This is a genomic window from Pseudomonas sp. (genome assembly GCF_048265905.1).
Taxonomy (GTDB): domain Bacteria; phylum Pseudomonadota; class Gammaproteobacteria; order Pseudomonadales; family Pseudomonadaceae; genus Aquipseudomonas.
Window position 1 is genome coordinate 242,035 of record NZ_JBLXAP010000005.1, and the last position, 14,092, is coordinate 256,126.

The following is a 14,092-nucleotide window of genomic DNA, read 5'->3' on the forward strand; positions in this document are numbered from 1 at the left end:
TGTGATGCCTGACAAGACTGGTACAGTCCAACTACACCGTGTGCTACGGGCACCGCCAGAGCGCATTTATAAAGCCTTTACCGATAAAGGCGCTTTGGAGCGCTGGCTACCTCCGTATGGGTTCATCGGGACGATCCACAAAATGGATGTTCGCGTTGGTGGTGGCTACCAGATGTCCTTCACCAACTTCGGCAGTGCAAGCAGCCATTCTTTTAGCGCTGAATACGTTGAGTTAGTCCCTCACAAGCGAATTCAACATATAGACCGCTTTGACAGCAAACACCTGCCCGGTGAAATGACAGTATCGATTGATCTAAAAGCCGTTTCCTGCGGAACCGACGTCAACATTGTTCAAGAGGGCATTCCTTCTGTGATTCCAGAAGAAATGTGCTACCTGGGCTGGCAAGAGTCTCTCGAACAGCTAGCTCGACTTGTAGAGCCGGATATTCCAGAGCATGGCTAAGCAATCAATTGGCAGCGGCTGGTTAATGACGTCAGCTAAGCAGCTTTCGCAATAAACCCTCTATCACCGATTACAGCACTGAATAAGCAGTGCCCAAAAACGGCGCTCAAATCGTGCATATGCACTCATGAGAGACACTTTTTGGGGTTCAAAGTCCGCGTCAATCAGCTTTCTGGGGCGCAAACAGCCCGGTTTCACTGACATCAAGGCGCAATACAAAAGTTGGCACACTGACTGCATATACCTAAGCAACTCCAGTTTCGGGGGCCTTGGTACAGGCAGGCCGGGGATTCCCCTCTTTTATTAGGTTTGTTTCGCCCTGAATAGACAAAAGCCCAGCCATGCATTGCATGGACCGGGCTTTTTGTCTTTTTGCCGCTGAGCTTATTTGCTCTTGTAAGGAACGGTCACGACTCCATAAGAGTGGGTCAGAGCGCTGCCAGGATAACCATCAACAACTGTCAGCTCACCCGTCTCCTGGTTGATTTTGAACACCCAGGTCTTACCCGTGTTGCCGCTGATAACGTTTACATAGTTACCGTCTGCACTCAGATCCATATCGAGGAAGTACTCATCGTACTTACTGTCTTGATACGCGATCTCTTGCTTGAGTTTGATACTGCCGTCTTTATTGATTTCGTAGGTAGAAATGCTCGACGTCAAAGGATTGGTCGTCCAAGCGTATTTGCCATCAGGCGAAATAGTCACCCAGCAAACTGCCTGCTGGCCGCCCCAGTAGCCTTTCCCAGCAATAACGTCAGGGGAAATGACGCTAAGCTTGCCGTTTTTGTCGATATTGTATGAAGTAACAGAACCTGACTGCCCTTCAAACAAGTGCAGGAAAGGGTACTTCTTTTTATGCTCGGCAGATGAGTTATGAAACTTGTGATCACTAGTGATAAAGCGGGTTTCAGTCACCAGAAGTGTGTAATTGTCGCCTTCACCTTTTACGATTTTCGTGCCGATCGGCAAAGCGAAGAAACGGTCTTTCGAGGCCTGCGGCGAATCGATGCTTGATACCGGCTTTTCAGACAGCAAACCATTGTCGTCAACAGCATAGGAGTGAGTAACGCCAGTGGTGATCTCAACCACGATTAGGAACTTGCCGTTATCTGTGAACTCAACACTTGCCGGGCGCCCAGTAAGCGGGCGAATGGAGTTGGGAATTTCTTTAAGAAAACCATTGTCGTCAATGGTGTAACCCTTGATATTGCCTTCGCTAGGGTCTTCGATCTTCTTGCCCATACTAACGACGTAGACAAGGTTCTTATAGGTCGCAATGCCGTTTGGCTTGATATCACCAGCCTTGACGACGTTGGTCAGCTTCAGAGACAGATCGTCTTGGACACGTAGAGACGAAACCGTGCCATTACCTGCGTTTACAACCAGAACATTCTTGTTATCCGCAGAGCGCCATAGGCCATAGGCTGCGGCTAGTGGGTCAATACCATCAGTAAAGGTGTGGCCAGTTGTAGGATCGTAGGGAAGACCAAACAGCTCAACAAAACCCGTGCCCTTGCCACCAGTTTTGTACTCACCGACTTGCGCTAGTGTCCCGTCAGCAAATTGCTTGTAACCAACAACTGAGTTCTCATCTCCATTATTGGTCGCGACATAGACGCCGCCTGTTATCTCACTGGCGAATGCCGGGAGCGAACAGGCAAATAATAAACAACACATTAATTTTTTCATGCGATCTCGTCCTTAAGAGTATTTTGCAAGAAATGCAGCTACTAGCATCTGATCCGATGATGCCTATCTTAAGTTAAGCATACAATTTGTTTAGCGGGCAAACCGGCACTCCTGTCCTGTATCTCCGTAGGAAGCCTCGCACGCAGTCGAATGGATTTATTTCTCGAGCAAACTAACTCTTAACCGCCATTGCCCGTCTACCTGGACAGCCTGCCATTCGCCACGCAGAGGACGGGCCGCAATGAGGGTCAGCACCATATCCCGCTCATCTCTTTGCAACCGCCAGTTAACCGCTCGTCCATTGAGCTGTAGCTGGCCTTGTTGCTCGCGTCCCAGTGTTCGCAAACGCAGCACATAAGCGCCGTTGTACTCGCCGCTTTGTGGGGTTGGTTGCTCGTTAAACCACAGTTGCAACCCAGCTTGGTGCACCTCGACTCGATCAAGACGCAGCGCATCCGGGCGAAACAAATCACCAAACATTAAACCGATTAAAAAGCCAAAAATGGCTAACGAGCCAATCACTCGCAACCAAGGACGAGGCCGATCACCCATATCGGGAGTAGAATACTGCCCGCCTTCACGCTCGGAGCCGCGCATGTTTCACGTCATCCTTTTTCAACCAGAAATACCACCCAATACCGGCAACATTATCAGGCTCTGCGCCAATAGCGGATGCAGCCTGCATTTAATCGAGCCAATCGGCTTCGAGTTGGATGATAAACGCCTGCGCCGCGCAGGGTTGGATTACCACGAGTACGCCACGCTGCAGCGCCACTCAAACCTTGAAAGCTGTCTGGCCAGCCTCGGCCAGCCACGGGTATTCGCTTTTACCACCAAAGGCACACAAGGCTTCCATGAAGTGAGTTATCGGGCCGGTGATGCATTTCTATTCGGCCCGGAAAGTCGCGGCTTGCCGCAGGATGTGCGTGACGCGCTGCCCGTTGAGCAGTGTGTGCGCTTGCCGATGCGTGAAGGCTGTCGCAGCCTGAACCTGTCGAATACAGTAGCCGTTGCGGTTTACGAGGCATGGCGCCAGCAAGGCTTTGCCATGCCGCCAACGAACCAGGCCAAGCCCGACAATTAATCTGCAGACATAAAAAACGCCCCGAGGGGCGTTTTTTATGAGCAACTCAACCTAGGCCAATGCCTTATTAAGCTGTGGTTTCTGGTGCCGCTTGCTGCAGACGCTGTAGCTCTTGGGCATACAGTGCGTCGAAGTTCACAGGCGCCAGCATCAACGCAGGGAACGAGCCGCGGACAACCAAGCTGTCCAGGGTTTCGCGGGCGTATGGGAACAGAATATTTGGGCAGAAAGCGCCAAGGGTGTGGCTCATCGATGCGCCATCCAGACCTTTGATCAGGAAGATACCCGCCTGCTGAACTTCAGCAATGAAGGCAACTTCGTCACCGTTCTTAACGGTCACAGACAAAGTCAGCACGATTTCATGGAAGTCACCGTCCAGAGGCTTCTGTCGAGTGTTCAGATCCATCTCTACCGTAGGCGTCCATTCCTTACGGAAAATCTCTGGGCTTTTCGGTGCTTCGAAGGAAAGGTCACGTACGTAGATACGCTGCAGCGAGAACTGTGGAGTTTGTTCTTCAGTTGCGCCCGCACCATTGTTTGCTTGTTCAGTCATACCAATGCCTTCTTATTAGTTAAAGCAGAATTTAAAGTCTAACCGTTATGCCTTGAGCAAGGCGTCGAGCTTGCCGGCGCGCTCCAAGGCATAAAGTTCGTCGCTACCGCCCACATGGGTTTCGCCGATCCAAATCTGTGGAACCGAGGTTCTACCTGCTTTGCGCGTCATTTCTGCACGCAGTGCAGAATTACCATCGACGCGCATTTCAGTGAATGCCACCCCTTTGTTCGCCAGCAATTGCTTGGCACGCATGCAGTAGGGGCAATAGTCACTTGAGTAGATTACGACTTCCATTTCACTTCACCACAGGTAAGTTATCACCGCGCCAAGTGGACATCCCACCCGACAGTTTTGCTGCGGTGAAGCCCGCCTTTTGCAGATCACGCGCAGCTGTACCGGCATGTTGGCCGGCAGCATCAATCACAACAATGGTTTTAGCCTTGTGTTTTTCTAGTTCAGCCATACGAGTTGCGATCTTGTCGTAAGGAATGTGCAGCGCACCAACAATATGGCCGGCAGAGAAGTCTTTTTGCGAGCGCACATCCAGTGCGACGCCTTGCTCGCTATTAAGCAACGCGGTCAGCTCACGGCTGCTCAAGCTCTTGCCGCCCTTTTGCAGTTCAGTAACCAGCAACAACACAAGCAGGATTACGAAAGTGCCGACAAGCAAATAGTGGTTAGTGACAAATTCAATGGCGTTGGCAAGCATCAGGAAATTCCAGGACGGTAAAATGCCGGCCAGTATACACAGCCCCACAAGTCGGCCAAACCCCGTCCAGCGGTGACTTGATAGCCGCTAGGCCTTAAAATGGTCAATCTTTATGCCTACAGCAGAGTGAGCCAGCTTTATGAGCGCCACGCCAAAACCTTTGGTACTGATCATTCTTGATGGTTTCGGGCACAGTGACAGCCCCGAACACAACGCCATTTTTGCCGCCAATACGCCGGTCTACGATCACTTGCGTGCGACACAACCGCACGGATTGATCTCCGGCAGCGGCATGGACGTTGGCCTGCCAGACGGTCAAATGGGCAATTCAGAAGTAGGCCACATGAACCTCGGCGCTGGCCGGGTGGTGTACCAAGACTTTACCCGCGTGACCAAAGCCATTCGTGATGGCGAGTTTTTCGACAACGCAGTCATCAACCAAGCAGTTGATGACGCGGTGAGTAACGCTAAAGCCGTGCATATTCTCGGCCTGCTGTCCGACGGCGGCGTACATAGCCACCAAGATCACATTGCCGCCATGGTTGAATTGGCGGTAAAGCGCGGCGCTGAAAAAATTTATCTGCATGCTTTTCTTGATGGTCGCGATACGCCGCCAAAGAGCGCGCAAACATCGATCGATCTACTCGACAGCACCTTCGCCAAGCTCGGCAAAGGCCGCATCGCCAGCATCATTGGGCGTTACTTCGCCATGGACCGCGACAATCGTTGGGACCGTGTCGAGCAAGCCTATAACCTGATCGTCAATGGTCAGGGCCAGTTCAACGCAGCAAACGCTAGCGCGGGCCTTGAAGCGGCATATACCCGTGGCGAAAGCGATGAGTTCGTTAAAGCCACCACTATTGGCGATGCGGTATCGGTTGCAGACGGTGACGCGGTTATTTTCATGAACTTTCGCGCAGACCGTGCACGTGAGCTGACGCGCAGCTTCGTCGAACCAGACTTCAGCGAGTTCAGCCGCGCCCGCGCTCCCCAGCTCGCGGGTTTCATCATGCTCACCCAGTACGCGGCCAGCATCGATACACCGAGCGCATTCAAACCAACGCCATTGACCAATGTGCTCGGCGAGTATCTGGCCAACAACGGTAAGACCCAGCTGCGCATCGCCGAAACCGAAAAATACGCCCATGTGACCTTCTTCTTTTCCGGCGGCCGTGAAGAGCCATTTGCTGGTGAAGAACGCATCCTGATTCCATCGCCGAATGTCGCCACCTACGATTTGCAACCGCAAATGAGCGCCCCGGAAGTCACTGATAAAATCGTCGACGCCATCGAAAACCAGCGCTACGACGTGATTGTGGTCAACTATGCAAATGGCGACATGGTCGGCCATACCGGCGTATTTGCCGCCGCTGTAGCTGCCGTCGAGTGCCTGGACGGCTGTGTCGGACGCATTGTCAGCGCGCTCGATAAAGTCGGTGGCGAAGCGCTGATCACCGCCGACCACGGCAACGTTGAGCAAATGGAGGATGAATGCACTGGCCAAGCGCACACAGCACATACCTGTGAACCGGTGCCATTTATCTATGTTGGCAAACGCAATACCCAAGTACGTGATGGCGCCGTACTGGCAGATATCGCCCCAACCATGCTCACGTTACTGGGTTTGCCGGTGCCAGGCGAGATGACCGGCACCAGCATTCTCACCTTCGATAAGTGAGGATTGGTCGATAAAATCCACAAATGCCTCAGCCCGCTGGTCTGGGGCATTTTTTTTGCTCCAGACCACGGGCATACTAGAGCCACTTTACGCACAGGTATGCCCCGCCCCATGTTTCGCGCCCTAATTCTGATATTGATGACGTGCTTACTCTCCCCTGCATTCGCAGACGAGAAAGCTGACGCGCAAAAAAAACTTAATGCCGCCCAGTCAGATGTCGTCGAGCTGAAAAAACTGCTGCAAAAAATCCAGCAGGAAAAGTCTGGCGTACAGAAGTCGCTAAAACAGACGGAAACCGAGATGGGCGAGCTGGAAAAGCAGGTTAAAGGCCTGCAAGAACAGCTCAACGACGGTGCAGAAGAGATCAAACGCCTCGAAACAGAGAAAAAAAAACTCCAGAGCGCACGAATTGAACAGCAACGCCTGATCGGGATTCAAGCCAGAGCGGCCTACCAAAGCGGTCGCCAGGAGTACATCAAGCTGTTGCTCAACCAGCAAAACCCCGAGAAATTCTCGCGCACCATGACTTATTACGACTATGTCAGTAAGGCGCGCATGGAACAGTTGAATACCTTCAACGAAACCCTGCGCCAATTGGCTAACGTCGAAAATGACATCACTGCCCAGCAACACCAGTTACTTGAGCAAAAAAACACCCTCGACACCCAGACTGAAAAGCTTGCTCAGGTGCGCAAGCAACGTCAGGTTGCTCTGGCCAAACTGAACAACGACTACTCAGCGCGCGACAAAAAGCTCAAAGCCCGTCAGCGCGACCAAGCGCAACTGGCCAAAGTCATCAAGACTATCGATGAAACCCTCGCAAGGCAGGCCCGTGAAGCCGAAGCAGCACGACAAAGAGCATTGGCCGCTGCCAATCAGGCAAAACAGCAGAACAGTTCTTCAGGCTCACCGGCCGCCAACGCTAGCGGACCAATTGTCAGCGCTGGCGCAGTCTACGGCGGTAAATTCGCTAACGCTCGCGGCAAGCTACCTTGGCCAGTTAATGGCCGTTTACTAGCACGATACGGAACCCCGCGCGGTGGAGATGCTCGAACCAAATGGGATGGCGTACTAATCAGTGCAACCGCTGGCAGCCAGGTACGAGCTGTACATGGTGGTCGAGTAGTTTTTGCAGACTGGTTGCGCGGAGCTGGACTTCTAGTCATTCTCGATCACGGCAATGGTTTTTTGAGCCTGTATGGGCACAACCAGAGCCTGCTCAAAGATGCGGGGGAAGTGGTTAAAGCTGGCGATCCAATTGCAACAGTGGGTACCAGTGGCGGGCAGAATACGCCTGCATTGTATTTTGCAATCCGCCAAAAGGGTCGCCCAAGCGACCCGGCACAATGGTGCCGCGCGCAAGGATAAGCGCTTATTTATTTCGTAGGAGTTTGTTTGACATGCCGCACTTGCCCCGCCTTACCTCTCTGGCTTTAGCGATCGCCCTGCTCAGTGGCGTGTCACTGTCTCATGCAGCAGAGATCATCGCTCCAGCAACAGTACCAGCCAGTGACAAGGCGCCTTTGCCGCTTGATGAGCTGCGCACCTTTGTTGAGGTGATGGACCGTATCAAGAGCTCATATGTTGAGCCGGTCACTGATAAAGAGCTGCTGGAAAATGCCATCAAAGGCATGATCAGCAATCTTGATCCGCACTCTGCTTACTTGGAACCAGACGATTTCGCAGAGCTGCAGGAAAGCACCAGCGGCGAATTCGGCGGGCTCGGCATTGAAGTGGGCATGGAAGATGGCTTCGTTAAAGTTGTCTCGCCGATTGATGACACTCCAGCATCAAAGGCGGGCATTCAACCGGGCGACCTGATTATCAAAATAGACGACCAGCCAACCAAAGGCCTGTCGATGCTCGATGCTGTCGACAAAATGCGCGGCAAAGCTGGTAGTAAAATCAAATTGACGATCGTCCGTGACGGCGGCAAACCCTTCGTTGTTGAGTTGGTACGCGCTGCTATCAAGGTGAAAAGCGTCAAGAGCCAAATGCTGGAGACTGGCTACGGCTACATTCGCATCTCTCAGTTCCAGGTCAACACCGGTGAAGAAGTCGGCAAAGCCCTGAACAAACTGCGCAAAGACAATGGCAATAAGCTCAACGGCCTGATTCTCGACCTGCGTAACAACCCTGGCGGGGTGTTACAGGCGGCGGTTGAAGTAACCGACCACTTCCTCAAGAAGGGTTTGATCGTTTACACAAAAGGTCGCATCGCCAATTCTGAGCTGCGTTTTTCCGCAGATCCCGCTGACGCCAGTGAAGGTGTACCGCTGGTGGTATTGATCAACGGCGGCAGTGCTTCAGCGTCTGAAATTGTTGCCGGCGCCTTGCAAGATCATAAGCGTGGTGTGCTGATGGGTACCGACAGCTTCGGTAAAGGTTCAGTCCAGACTGTATTACCCCTCAACAGCGACCGTGCCTTGAAACTGACAACCGCGCTTTACTTCACCCCCAACGGCCGCTCGATTCAGGCACAGGGCATTGTCCCGGACATTGAAGTCAATCGCGCCAAGCTCACCCGCGAAGGCCCGGCATCCAGCCTCAACTATAAAGAGGCAGATCTGCAAGGCCACCTGGGCAACGGTAACGGCGGCGCTGACAAACCAAGCAGCAGCGCTAAAGCAGCTCAAGCTCGGCCACAGGATGATGACTTCCAGTTGAGCCAAGCATTGAGCCTGCTTAAAGGCCTGAACATCACCCGTAACTAAGCGCGCCTCGAACACCAAGGACAAACGCGTTGCCGTTTGAACCTTGGTGGACAAGCTTCGCGTTGTCGCACGCTACTGGACGATGGCCGCTTGGCAGGGTGTATATGAGTTACTGGCTTAAACGGCGCCCACAAAAAACCGGTCTGACTTATCGCCAGACCGGTTTTTTATTGTGCGCAGTTATAGGTAACTGTTGGTCATATCATCAATGAAGCCTTCGGCGCGCAACTCATCCAGTGCTTTCTGCAGACGCTGCACGACTTCATCCGGAGTGTCTTTATTCAATGCCAGATACAGCTCAGCTTCCTTGAAGCGCAGCACTGTATTAAGCCCACTAACACCTTCTTGCTTGGCGAGATAGCGACCAACAGGATCGGTCGTTGCCCAGAGGTCAATCTTGCCGGAGATCAACTTCTTGACGTTTTCCTGATCTCGCAAGGCATTGATTGGCTTGAGCCCTTGACTCTCCAACGCCTGACTCACTGCGTCGTTTTTGTATGCACCGACGTTGTACTGCGCCGAGTCCTTGAGATTGGCAACCTTGATGTCATTGCCGGGCGCTGCCAGCAATACCCAACCGGTTTTAGCCAATGGCCCGACCCACTTGAACAGTGGTTTACGTTCTTCAGTGTAAGTGGTCGAGAATAGACCGTAGCTAGGTTTATCCAAAGTCAGACGGTACAAACGATCCCATGGAAAGCGTAGCGTCAGCGTGTACTTAATCCCTGCACGCTTGAACATCTCCCGCACGATGTCAGCGCTAATGCCGTCGATCCCATCATCGCGAGCAAAGTTTTTATCGTCCACCGCCATATTAAAGGGTGGGAAGTTCTCAGTCAGTAACACGACCTTGTAGTCTTCTGGTAACTCTGCATGTGCCGCGCTTGCCATCAGCGCCAGCCCGATCAACAGACCGTTCTTCACTTTCTTCAGCATTTTGCTTACCCCGCCCTTATGTATTGTGATTATTGGCTAGCAACGCCTGCCCGCAGGGCTGCGGCGCAACCCTCATACCCCCTTAAACAAACGGGCCTTAAAAGGCCCGTTTGGTATTACAGATAGCTGTTGAGGGTGTCGTCGACAAAGCCCTCTTTGCGCATCTTGTCCAACTCAGCCTGCAGCTTCTGTACCACCTCGTCCGGCACCTCCTTATTGAGCGCCAGATAAAGCTCGGCAGTGTCGAAACGCAAGATTGTCTTCAAACCGGAAATGCCTTCTTGTTTCGCTAGGTAACGCCCGGCTGGGTCGCCGGTCGCCCAGAGGTCAATCTGCCCAGCCATCAACTTAGTAGCATTGAGCTGATCGCGCAATGCAGTGGCTGGAGACAACCCCTGTTCCTCCAGGTGCTGGGCAATCGCATCACCCTTATACGCGCCAATTTTGTACTGCTTGGCTTCTTCAAGATTTTTGACCGTGATGCTGCTATCGCCGCGTCCCAAGAGAACCCAATCATCGGGACCGATTGGCCCGACCCACTTGAACAGCTTCTCACGCTCAGGCAAGCGCGCAGTCACGAATACGCCGTAGTTCGGCTTCTCTAGCGCCAATTTGTAGATACGGTCCCAGGGGAAACGCAGCGTCATGCTGTATTGAATACCTGCACGCTTGAACATTTCACGCACGATATCCACGGCAATGCCGTCGAGGTTATCTTCCTGGGCGAAATTTTTACCGTTGATTGCCATGTTGTATGGCGGGAAGTTTTCGGTCAGTAAGACCATGCGGTAGTTTTCATCAATCTCGGCTCGCGCCGCCCCAGACATCAATAGCAGTGCCCCAGCACTTGCCAACAACAGACGCTTCAACATCAATCACAACCCTAATTCAGAACTTATAGTTTTAGGCGGCCTAGACTAGCCCTGTTTTAATGCAGACAAAAATTGGATGTGTATAGCTGCGACTCAGGTCACCTCCCCGTGACCCGAGATAGAGCATTAAGAACACTAACGCACAACAATGCCGCGACTGGCCATGTAAGCCTTAGCCTCAGGCACGGTGTATTCACCGAAGTGAAAAATACTGGCAGCAAGAACCGCAGCAGCCTTGCCCTCAATAATCCCGTCAGCTAAATGCTCAAGATTACCCACGCCACCTGAAGCGATAACCGGAATCCCGACGCTCTCGCTGATAGCGCGGGTAACACCCAAATCAAAACCGCTCTTCATGCCGTCTTGATCCATGCTGGTCAGCAGAATTTCGCCAGCGCCGAGCTCTTCCATCTTTTTCGCCCACAGCACCGCATCCAGCCCAGTTGGCTTGCGCCCGCCATGAGTAAAAATTTCCCAGCGCGGTGTTTCGCCCGGACCAGACACCCTCTTGGCGTCAATCGCGACAACAATGCACTGCGAGCCAAAGCGCTGCGCAGCCTCACCCACAAACTCGGGATTAAACACCGCAGCAGTGTTGATCGAGACTTTGTCAGCGCCGGCATTGAGCAGGTTACGAATATCCATCACCGTACGCACTCCGCCACCAACGGTCAGCGGGATAAACACTTGGCTGGCCATGCGTTCAACGGTATGCAAAGTGGTGTCGCGGCCATCAACGCTTGCAGTGATATCGAGAAAGGTAATCTCGTCAGCACCCTGCTCATCGTAACGACGGGCAATTTCTACCGGATCACCGGCATCGCGGATGTTCTCGAATTTAACGCCTTTAACCACGCGGCCATTGTCGACGTCGAGGCAGGGAATAATACGTTTTGCCAGTGCCATGATGGAGTCCTGTTAAGGGTAGGCAACGCAGGAGTTACCCACCTACTGAAGCAAGTCGGTCAACCCGTGCAGCTGTCGCAAAATGCCTGGGCTTCAGCAACATCCAAGGTGCCTTCGTAAATCGCCCGACCGGTGATTGCCCCAATGATGCCAGGAGCTTTAGCGGCCAGCAGGGATTTAATGTCACCCAGATTGTGGATACCGCCAGAGGCAATGACCGGAATCGAAGTCGCTGCCGCCAACGCCGCAGTGAAGGGTACGTTGCAACCTTGCATCATGCCGTCTTTGGCAATGTCGGTATAAACGATGGCCGAAACGCCGTCGGCTTCAAAGCGCTTGGCCAGGTCAATAACCTGGACGCTGCTGACTTCAGCCCAGCCATCGGTGGCGACGAAACCGTCTTTAGCATCCAGGCCGACAATGACCTTGCCCGGAAAGGCTTTGCAGGCCTCTGCCACAAACTCTGGCTGCTTGACCGCCTTGGTGCCGATGATCACGTAGCTGACGCCCGCTTTAACGTAGTGCTCGATGGTTTCCAGCGAGCGAATACCGCCGCCAATCTGGATCGGCAGATTTGGATAGCGCTTGGCGATTGCGGTGACCACATCGCCATTGACCGGCTGGCCTTCGAACGCGCCATTCAGATCGACCAGATGCAAGCGGCGGCAGCCACCCTCTACCCACTTTGCAGCCATGCTCACCGGGTCATCAGAGAACACCGTTGAATCTTCCATACGGCCTTGACGAAGACGCACGCAGGCGCCGTCTTTGAGGTCGATCGCGGGGATAATCAGCATCGGTTGAACCTATTCAAGTCTTATCATTAATCCAAGAAAGCCGTTGAATGCCTCAAGCTGGCGCGAGGCGTTTCAGCGGTTCGTTAACTTTTTTCGAGTGCCCACAAGTCGCTTTCGATGCTCTCAAACCGGTCTCTAAGCACGGTTTGCACATCATCAACAGCTTTGTTGTAGTAAAGCGGCGCGATCTCGCGGTTAAACAACTCGAGAATCTCCTGCACTTCAAACGAGCCCAGCTCAAGCTCGAAACGCTGGTCGAGAAACTTCTGCAAGCTGGCAACCGCAGCCGCTTCCTGAGCCGGTTCGAGGCTCAGGAAGCGGCTTTTATCCTTGCCCCGAGCCATTTACCAGCGACCGTCCCACGCAGCAAAGTTCTGCAGCAATTGCAGGCCATGGGTGTGGCTTTTCTCCGGATGGAACTGCACGGCAAAGCGCGAGCCATCAGCCAGCGCTGCGGCAAAATCGTTGCCGTAATGCCCGCGACCAACCACCTGTTTTGGGTTGCCTGCTTCAATGTAATAGCTGTGCACAAAGTAAAAACGCGCCATATCCGGAATGTTGTGCCACAGCGGGTGCTTGACCGTTTGCGCGACTTCATTCCAACCCATGTGCGGGACTTTCAGCGCCTCGCCATCTTCAACCTGGCCTTTGCCAAAGAAGCGCACAGAGCCCGGAAACTGGCCAATGCAATCTATGCCGCCATTCTCTTCGCTGCGATCCATCAACGCCTGCATACCCACGCAGATGCCAAGGAACGGGCGATCCTGACTGACTTCACGCACTAGCTGGTCAAAACCCAAACGGCGGATTTCAGCCATGCAGTCGCGAATCGCGCCGACACCCGGGAATACCACGCGATCAGCTTCGCGAATCACCTGAGCGTCGCTGGTCACCAGCACGCGGCCTGCACCAACGTGCTCAAGCGCCTTGGACACCGAGTGCAGGTTGCCCATACCGTAGTCGATCACGGCAACTGTCTGCATCAGAGCACGCCCTTGGTTGACGGCATCTGCCCGGCCATACGCGGATCAAGCTCAACCGCCATGCGCAACGCGCGGCCGAAAGCCTTGAACACGGTTTCGATCTGGTGATGCGTATTGGTGCCGCGCAGATTGTCGATATGCAGGCTCACCAGTGCATGGTTGACGAAGCCCTGGAAAAACTCCTGAAACAGGTCAACGTCAAAGCCACCAACGACCGCACGGGTGAACGGCACATGCATCTGCAAGCCGGGACGACCCGAGAAGTCGATGACCACTCGCGACAGCGCTTCATCCAACGGCACATAAGAGTGGCCGTAACGGGTCATGCCCTTTTTGTCGCCAATGGCTTTAGTGAAGGCCTGACCGAGGGTAATACCGACATCTTCGACTGTGTGGTGATCGTCAATGTGCAGGTCGCCTTTACACTCGATATCGAGATCAATCAGGCCGTGGCGGGCGATCTGGTCAAGCATGTGCTCAAGAAATGGCACGCCGATGTCGAATCGCGCCTTGCCAGTACCATCTAGGTTGATCGAGACCTTGATTTGGGTCTCCAGTGTGTTGCGCTCGACGAATGCCGTACGTTCGGCCATCACCTGCTCCACTCAATCGTTGTGCAAAAGGGTAGCCATTATAGGCAGCCTTATGCGCAGCGGCTACCGGGGATAACCAATGCAGGCTCCCGTAAATCACCATTAGTAA

17 protein-coding genes are annotated in these 14,092 nt (G+C 53.3%); 5 read left to right on the forward strand and 12 right to left on the reverse strand.

Annotated elements, in window-relative coordinates; translation table 11 throughout:
- The first annotated feature begins 4 nt into the window (after positions 1-4).
- Positions 5-463, forward strand: a complete 459-nt coding sequence (locus tag ACN0UH_RS09745) for an SRPBCC family protein (RefSeq protein WP_417661873.1) — start codon at positions 5-7, stop codon at positions 461-463.
- Positions 464-847: 384 nt separating this feature from the next.
- On the opposite strand, the gene ACN0UH_RS09750 is transcribed toward ACN0UH_RS09745, so the two are convergent.
- Together ACN0UH_RS09750 and ACN0UH_RS09755 are read right to left on the reverse strand one after the other, a co-directional pair.
- A complete protein-coding gene (locus tag ACN0UH_RS09750; RefSeq protein WP_417661874.1) occupies positions 848-2,155 on the reverse strand; it encodes a lactonase family protein in 1,308 nt (435 codons plus the stop codon).
- Positions 2,156-2,311: 156 nt separating this feature from the next.
- Positions 2,312-2,752, reverse strand: coding sequence for a hypothetical protein (locus ACN0UH_RS09755; RefSeq protein WP_417661875.1), 441 nt, complete (start codon positions 2,750-2,752; stop codon positions 2,312-2,314).
- Here ACN0UH_RS09755 and trmL point away from each other — a divergent pair.
- Positions 2,751-3,239, forward strand: coding sequence for a tRNA (uridine(34)/cytosine(34)/5-carboxymethylaminomethyluridine(34)-2'-O)-methyltransferase TrmL (gene trmL, locus ACN0UH_RS09760; RefSeq protein ID WP_417661876.1), 489 nt, complete (start codon positions 2,751-2,753; stop codon positions 3,237-3,239). The genes ACN0UH_RS09755 and trmL overlap by 2 nt on opposite strands.
- 67 nt (positions 3,240-3,306) lie before the next feature.
- Here the strand turns inward: trmL and secB are convergent, their stop codons facing one another.
- From secB to ACN0UH_RS09775, 3 genes are read right to left on the reverse strand one after another with little or no spacing between them, the layout of a single operon-like run.
- Positions 3,307-3,792, reverse strand: a complete 486-nt coding sequence (secB, locus tag ACN0UH_RS09765; RefSeq protein ID WP_417661877.1) for a protein-export chaperone SecB — start codon at positions 3,790-3,792, stop codon at positions 3,307-3,309.
- A gap of 45 nt (positions 3,793-3,837) precedes the next feature.
- A complete protein-coding gene (gene grxC, locus ACN0UH_RS09770) occupies positions 3,838-4,089 on the reverse strand; it encodes a glutaredoxin 3 (protein ID WP_417661878.1) in 252 nt (83 codons plus the stop codon).
- Between the two features lies 1 nt (position 4,090).
- Complete coding sequence (locus tag ACN0UH_RS09775; RefSeq protein WP_417661879.1) at positions 4,091-4,504, reverse strand: rhodanese-like domain-containing protein; 414 nt, start codon at positions 4,502-4,504, stop codon at positions 4,091-4,093.
- Positions 4,505-4,643: 139 nt separating this feature from the next.
- Between ACN0UH_RS09775 and gpmI the strand changes: the two genes are divergently transcribed.
- The 3 genes from gpmI to ACN0UH_RS09790 all read left to right on the forward strand — a co-directional run bounded on the left by gpmI (position 4,644) and on the right by ACN0UH_RS09790 (position 8,896).
- Positions 4,644-6,182, forward strand: a complete 1,539-nt coding sequence (gpmI, locus tag ACN0UH_RS09780) for a 2,3-bisphosphoglycerate-independent phosphoglycerate mutase (RefSeq protein ID WP_417661880.1) — start codon at positions 4,644-4,646, stop codon at positions 6,180-6,182.
- Between the two features lie 111 nt (positions 6,183-6,293).
- Positions 6,294-7,550: a murein hydrolase activator EnvC family protein gene (locus ACN0UH_RS09785; protein ID WP_417661881.1), complete on the forward strand. Its 1,257-nt coding sequence runs from the start codon at positions 6,294-6,296 to the stop codon at positions 7,548-7,550.
- Between the two features lie 32 nt (positions 7,551-7,582).
- Positions 7,583-8,896 (forward strand): S41 family peptidase, encoded by a 1,314-nt coding sequence (locus ACN0UH_RS09790; protein ID WP_417661882.1) that lies wholly within the window; start codon positions 7,583-7,585, stop codon positions 8,894-8,896.
- Between the two features lie 180 nt (positions 8,897-9,076).
- Here the strand turns inward: ACN0UH_RS09790 and ACN0UH_RS09795 are convergent, their stop codons facing one another.
- From ACN0UH_RS09795 to hisB, 7 genes are all read right to left on the reverse strand, one after another.
- Entirely contained in the window at positions 9,077-9,832 is a 756-nt protein-coding gene (locus tag ACN0UH_RS09795; RefSeq protein ID WP_417661883.1) for a substrate-binding periplasmic protein, read from the reverse strand.
- A gap of 116 nt (positions 9,833-9,948) precedes the next feature.
- Positions 9,949-10,704: a substrate-binding periplasmic protein gene (locus ACN0UH_RS09800; RefSeq protein ID WP_417661884.1), complete on the reverse strand. Its 756-nt coding sequence runs from the start codon at positions 10,702-10,704 to the stop codon at positions 9,949-9,951.
- Positions 10,705-10,839: 135 nt separating this feature from the next.
- The gene (hisF, locus tag ACN0UH_RS09805) at positions 10,840-11,610 is read right to left on the reverse strand and encodes an imidazole glycerol phosphate synthase subunit HisF (RefSeq protein ID WP_417661885.1); all 771 of its coding nucleotides are present in this window, start codon (positions 11,608-11,610) and stop codon (positions 10,840-10,842) included.
- Positions 11,611-11,669: 59 nt separating this feature from the next.
- Entirely contained in the window at positions 11,670-12,407 is a 738-nt protein-coding gene (gene hisA, locus ACN0UH_RS09810; protein ID WP_417661886.1) for a 1-(5-phosphoribosyl)-5-[(5-phosphoribosylamino)methylideneamino]imidazole-4-carboxamide isomerase, read from the reverse strand.
- 83 nt (positions 12,408-12,490) lie between these two features.
- Positions 12,491-12,751: a DUF2164 domain-containing protein gene (locus ACN0UH_RS09815; protein WP_417661887.1), complete on the reverse strand. Its 261-nt coding sequence runs from the start codon at positions 12,749-12,751 to the stop codon at positions 12,491-12,493.
- Positions 12,752-13,390, reverse strand: a complete 639-nt coding sequence (gene hisH, locus ACN0UH_RS09820; RefSeq protein WP_087518546.1) for an imidazole glycerol phosphate synthase subunit HisH — start codon at positions 13,388-13,390, stop codon at positions 12,752-12,754.
- Entirely contained in the window at positions 13,390-13,983 is a 594-nt protein-coding gene (gene hisB, locus ACN0UH_RS09825; protein WP_010488624.1) for an imidazoleglycerol-phosphate dehydratase HisB, read from the reverse strand. Before hisB ends, hisH begins: the two co-directional genes overlap by 1 nt.
- Between the last annotated feature and the right edge of the window lie 109 nt (positions 13,984-14,092).

Excerpts from the sequence above, each read along its gene's own strand:
- ACN0UH_RS09750 (WP_417661874.1), bottom strand. The coding sequence starts at position 2,155 with ATGAAAAAATTAATGTGTTGTTTATTATTTGCCTGTTCGCTCCCGGCA.
- hisB (WP_010488624.1), bottom strand. The coding sequence starts at position 13,983 with ATGGCCGAACGTACGGCATTCGTCGAGCGCAACACACTGGAGACCCAA.
- ACN0UH_RS09745 (WP_417661873.1), top strand. The coding sequence starts at position 5 with ATGCCTGACAAGACTGGTACAGTCCAACTACACCGTGTGCTACGGGCA.
- secB (WP_417661877.1), bottom strand. The coding sequence starts at position 3,792 with ATGACTGAACAAGCAAACAATGGTGCGGGCGCAACTGAAGAACAAACT.
- grxC (WP_417661878.1), bottom strand. The coding sequence starts at position 4,089 with ATGGAAGTCGTAATCTACTCAAGTGACTATTGCCCCTACTGCATGCGT.
- ACN0UH_RS09790 (WP_417661882.1), top strand. The coding sequence starts at position 7,583 with ATGCCGCACTTGCCCCGCCTTACCTCTCTGGCTTTAGCGATCGCCCTG.
- ACN0UH_RS09755 (WP_417661875.1), bottom strand. The coding sequence starts at position 2,752 with ATGCGCGGCTCCGAGCGTGAAGGCGGGCAGTATTCTACTCCCGATATG.
- ACN0UH_RS09795 (WP_417661883.1), bottom strand. The coding sequence starts at position 9,832 with ATGCTGAAGAAAGTGAAGAACGGTCTGTTGATCGGGCTGGCGCTGATG.
- ACN0UH_RS09800 (WP_417661884.1), bottom strand. The coding sequence starts at position 10,704 with ATGTTGAAGCGTCTGTTGTTGGCAAGTGCTGGGGCACTGCTATTGATG.
- ACN0UH_RS09775 (WP_417661879.1), bottom strand. The coding sequence starts at position 4,504 with ATGCTTGCCAACGCCATTGAATTTGTCACTAACCACTATTTGCTTGTC.
- ACN0UH_RS09815 (WP_417661887.1), bottom strand. The coding sequence starts at position 12,751 with ATGGCTCGGGGCAAGGATAAAAGCCGCTTCCTGAGCCTCGAACCGGCT.
- trmL (WP_417661876.1), top strand. The coding sequence starts at position 2,751 with ATGTTTCACGTCATCCTTTTTCAACCAGAAATACCACCCAATACCGGC.
- gpmI (WP_417661880.1), top strand. The coding sequence starts at position 4,644 with ATGAGCGCCACGCCAAAACCTTTGGTACTGATCATTCTTGATGGTTTC.
- hisF (WP_417661885.1), bottom strand. The coding sequence starts at position 11,610 with ATGGCACTGGCAAAACGTATTATTCCCTGCCTCGACGTCGACAATGGC.
- hisH (WP_087518546.1), bottom strand. The coding sequence starts at position 13,390 with ATGCAGACAGTTGCCGTGATCGACTACGGTATGGGCAACCTGCACTCG.
- hisA (WP_417661886.1), bottom strand. The coding sequence starts at position 12,407 with ATGCTGATTATCCCCGCGATCGACCTCAAAGACGGCGCCTGCGTGCGT.
- ACN0UH_RS09785 (WP_417661881.1), top strand. The coding sequence starts at position 6,294 with ATGTTTCGCGCCCTAATTCTGATATTGATGACGTGCTTACTCTCCCCT.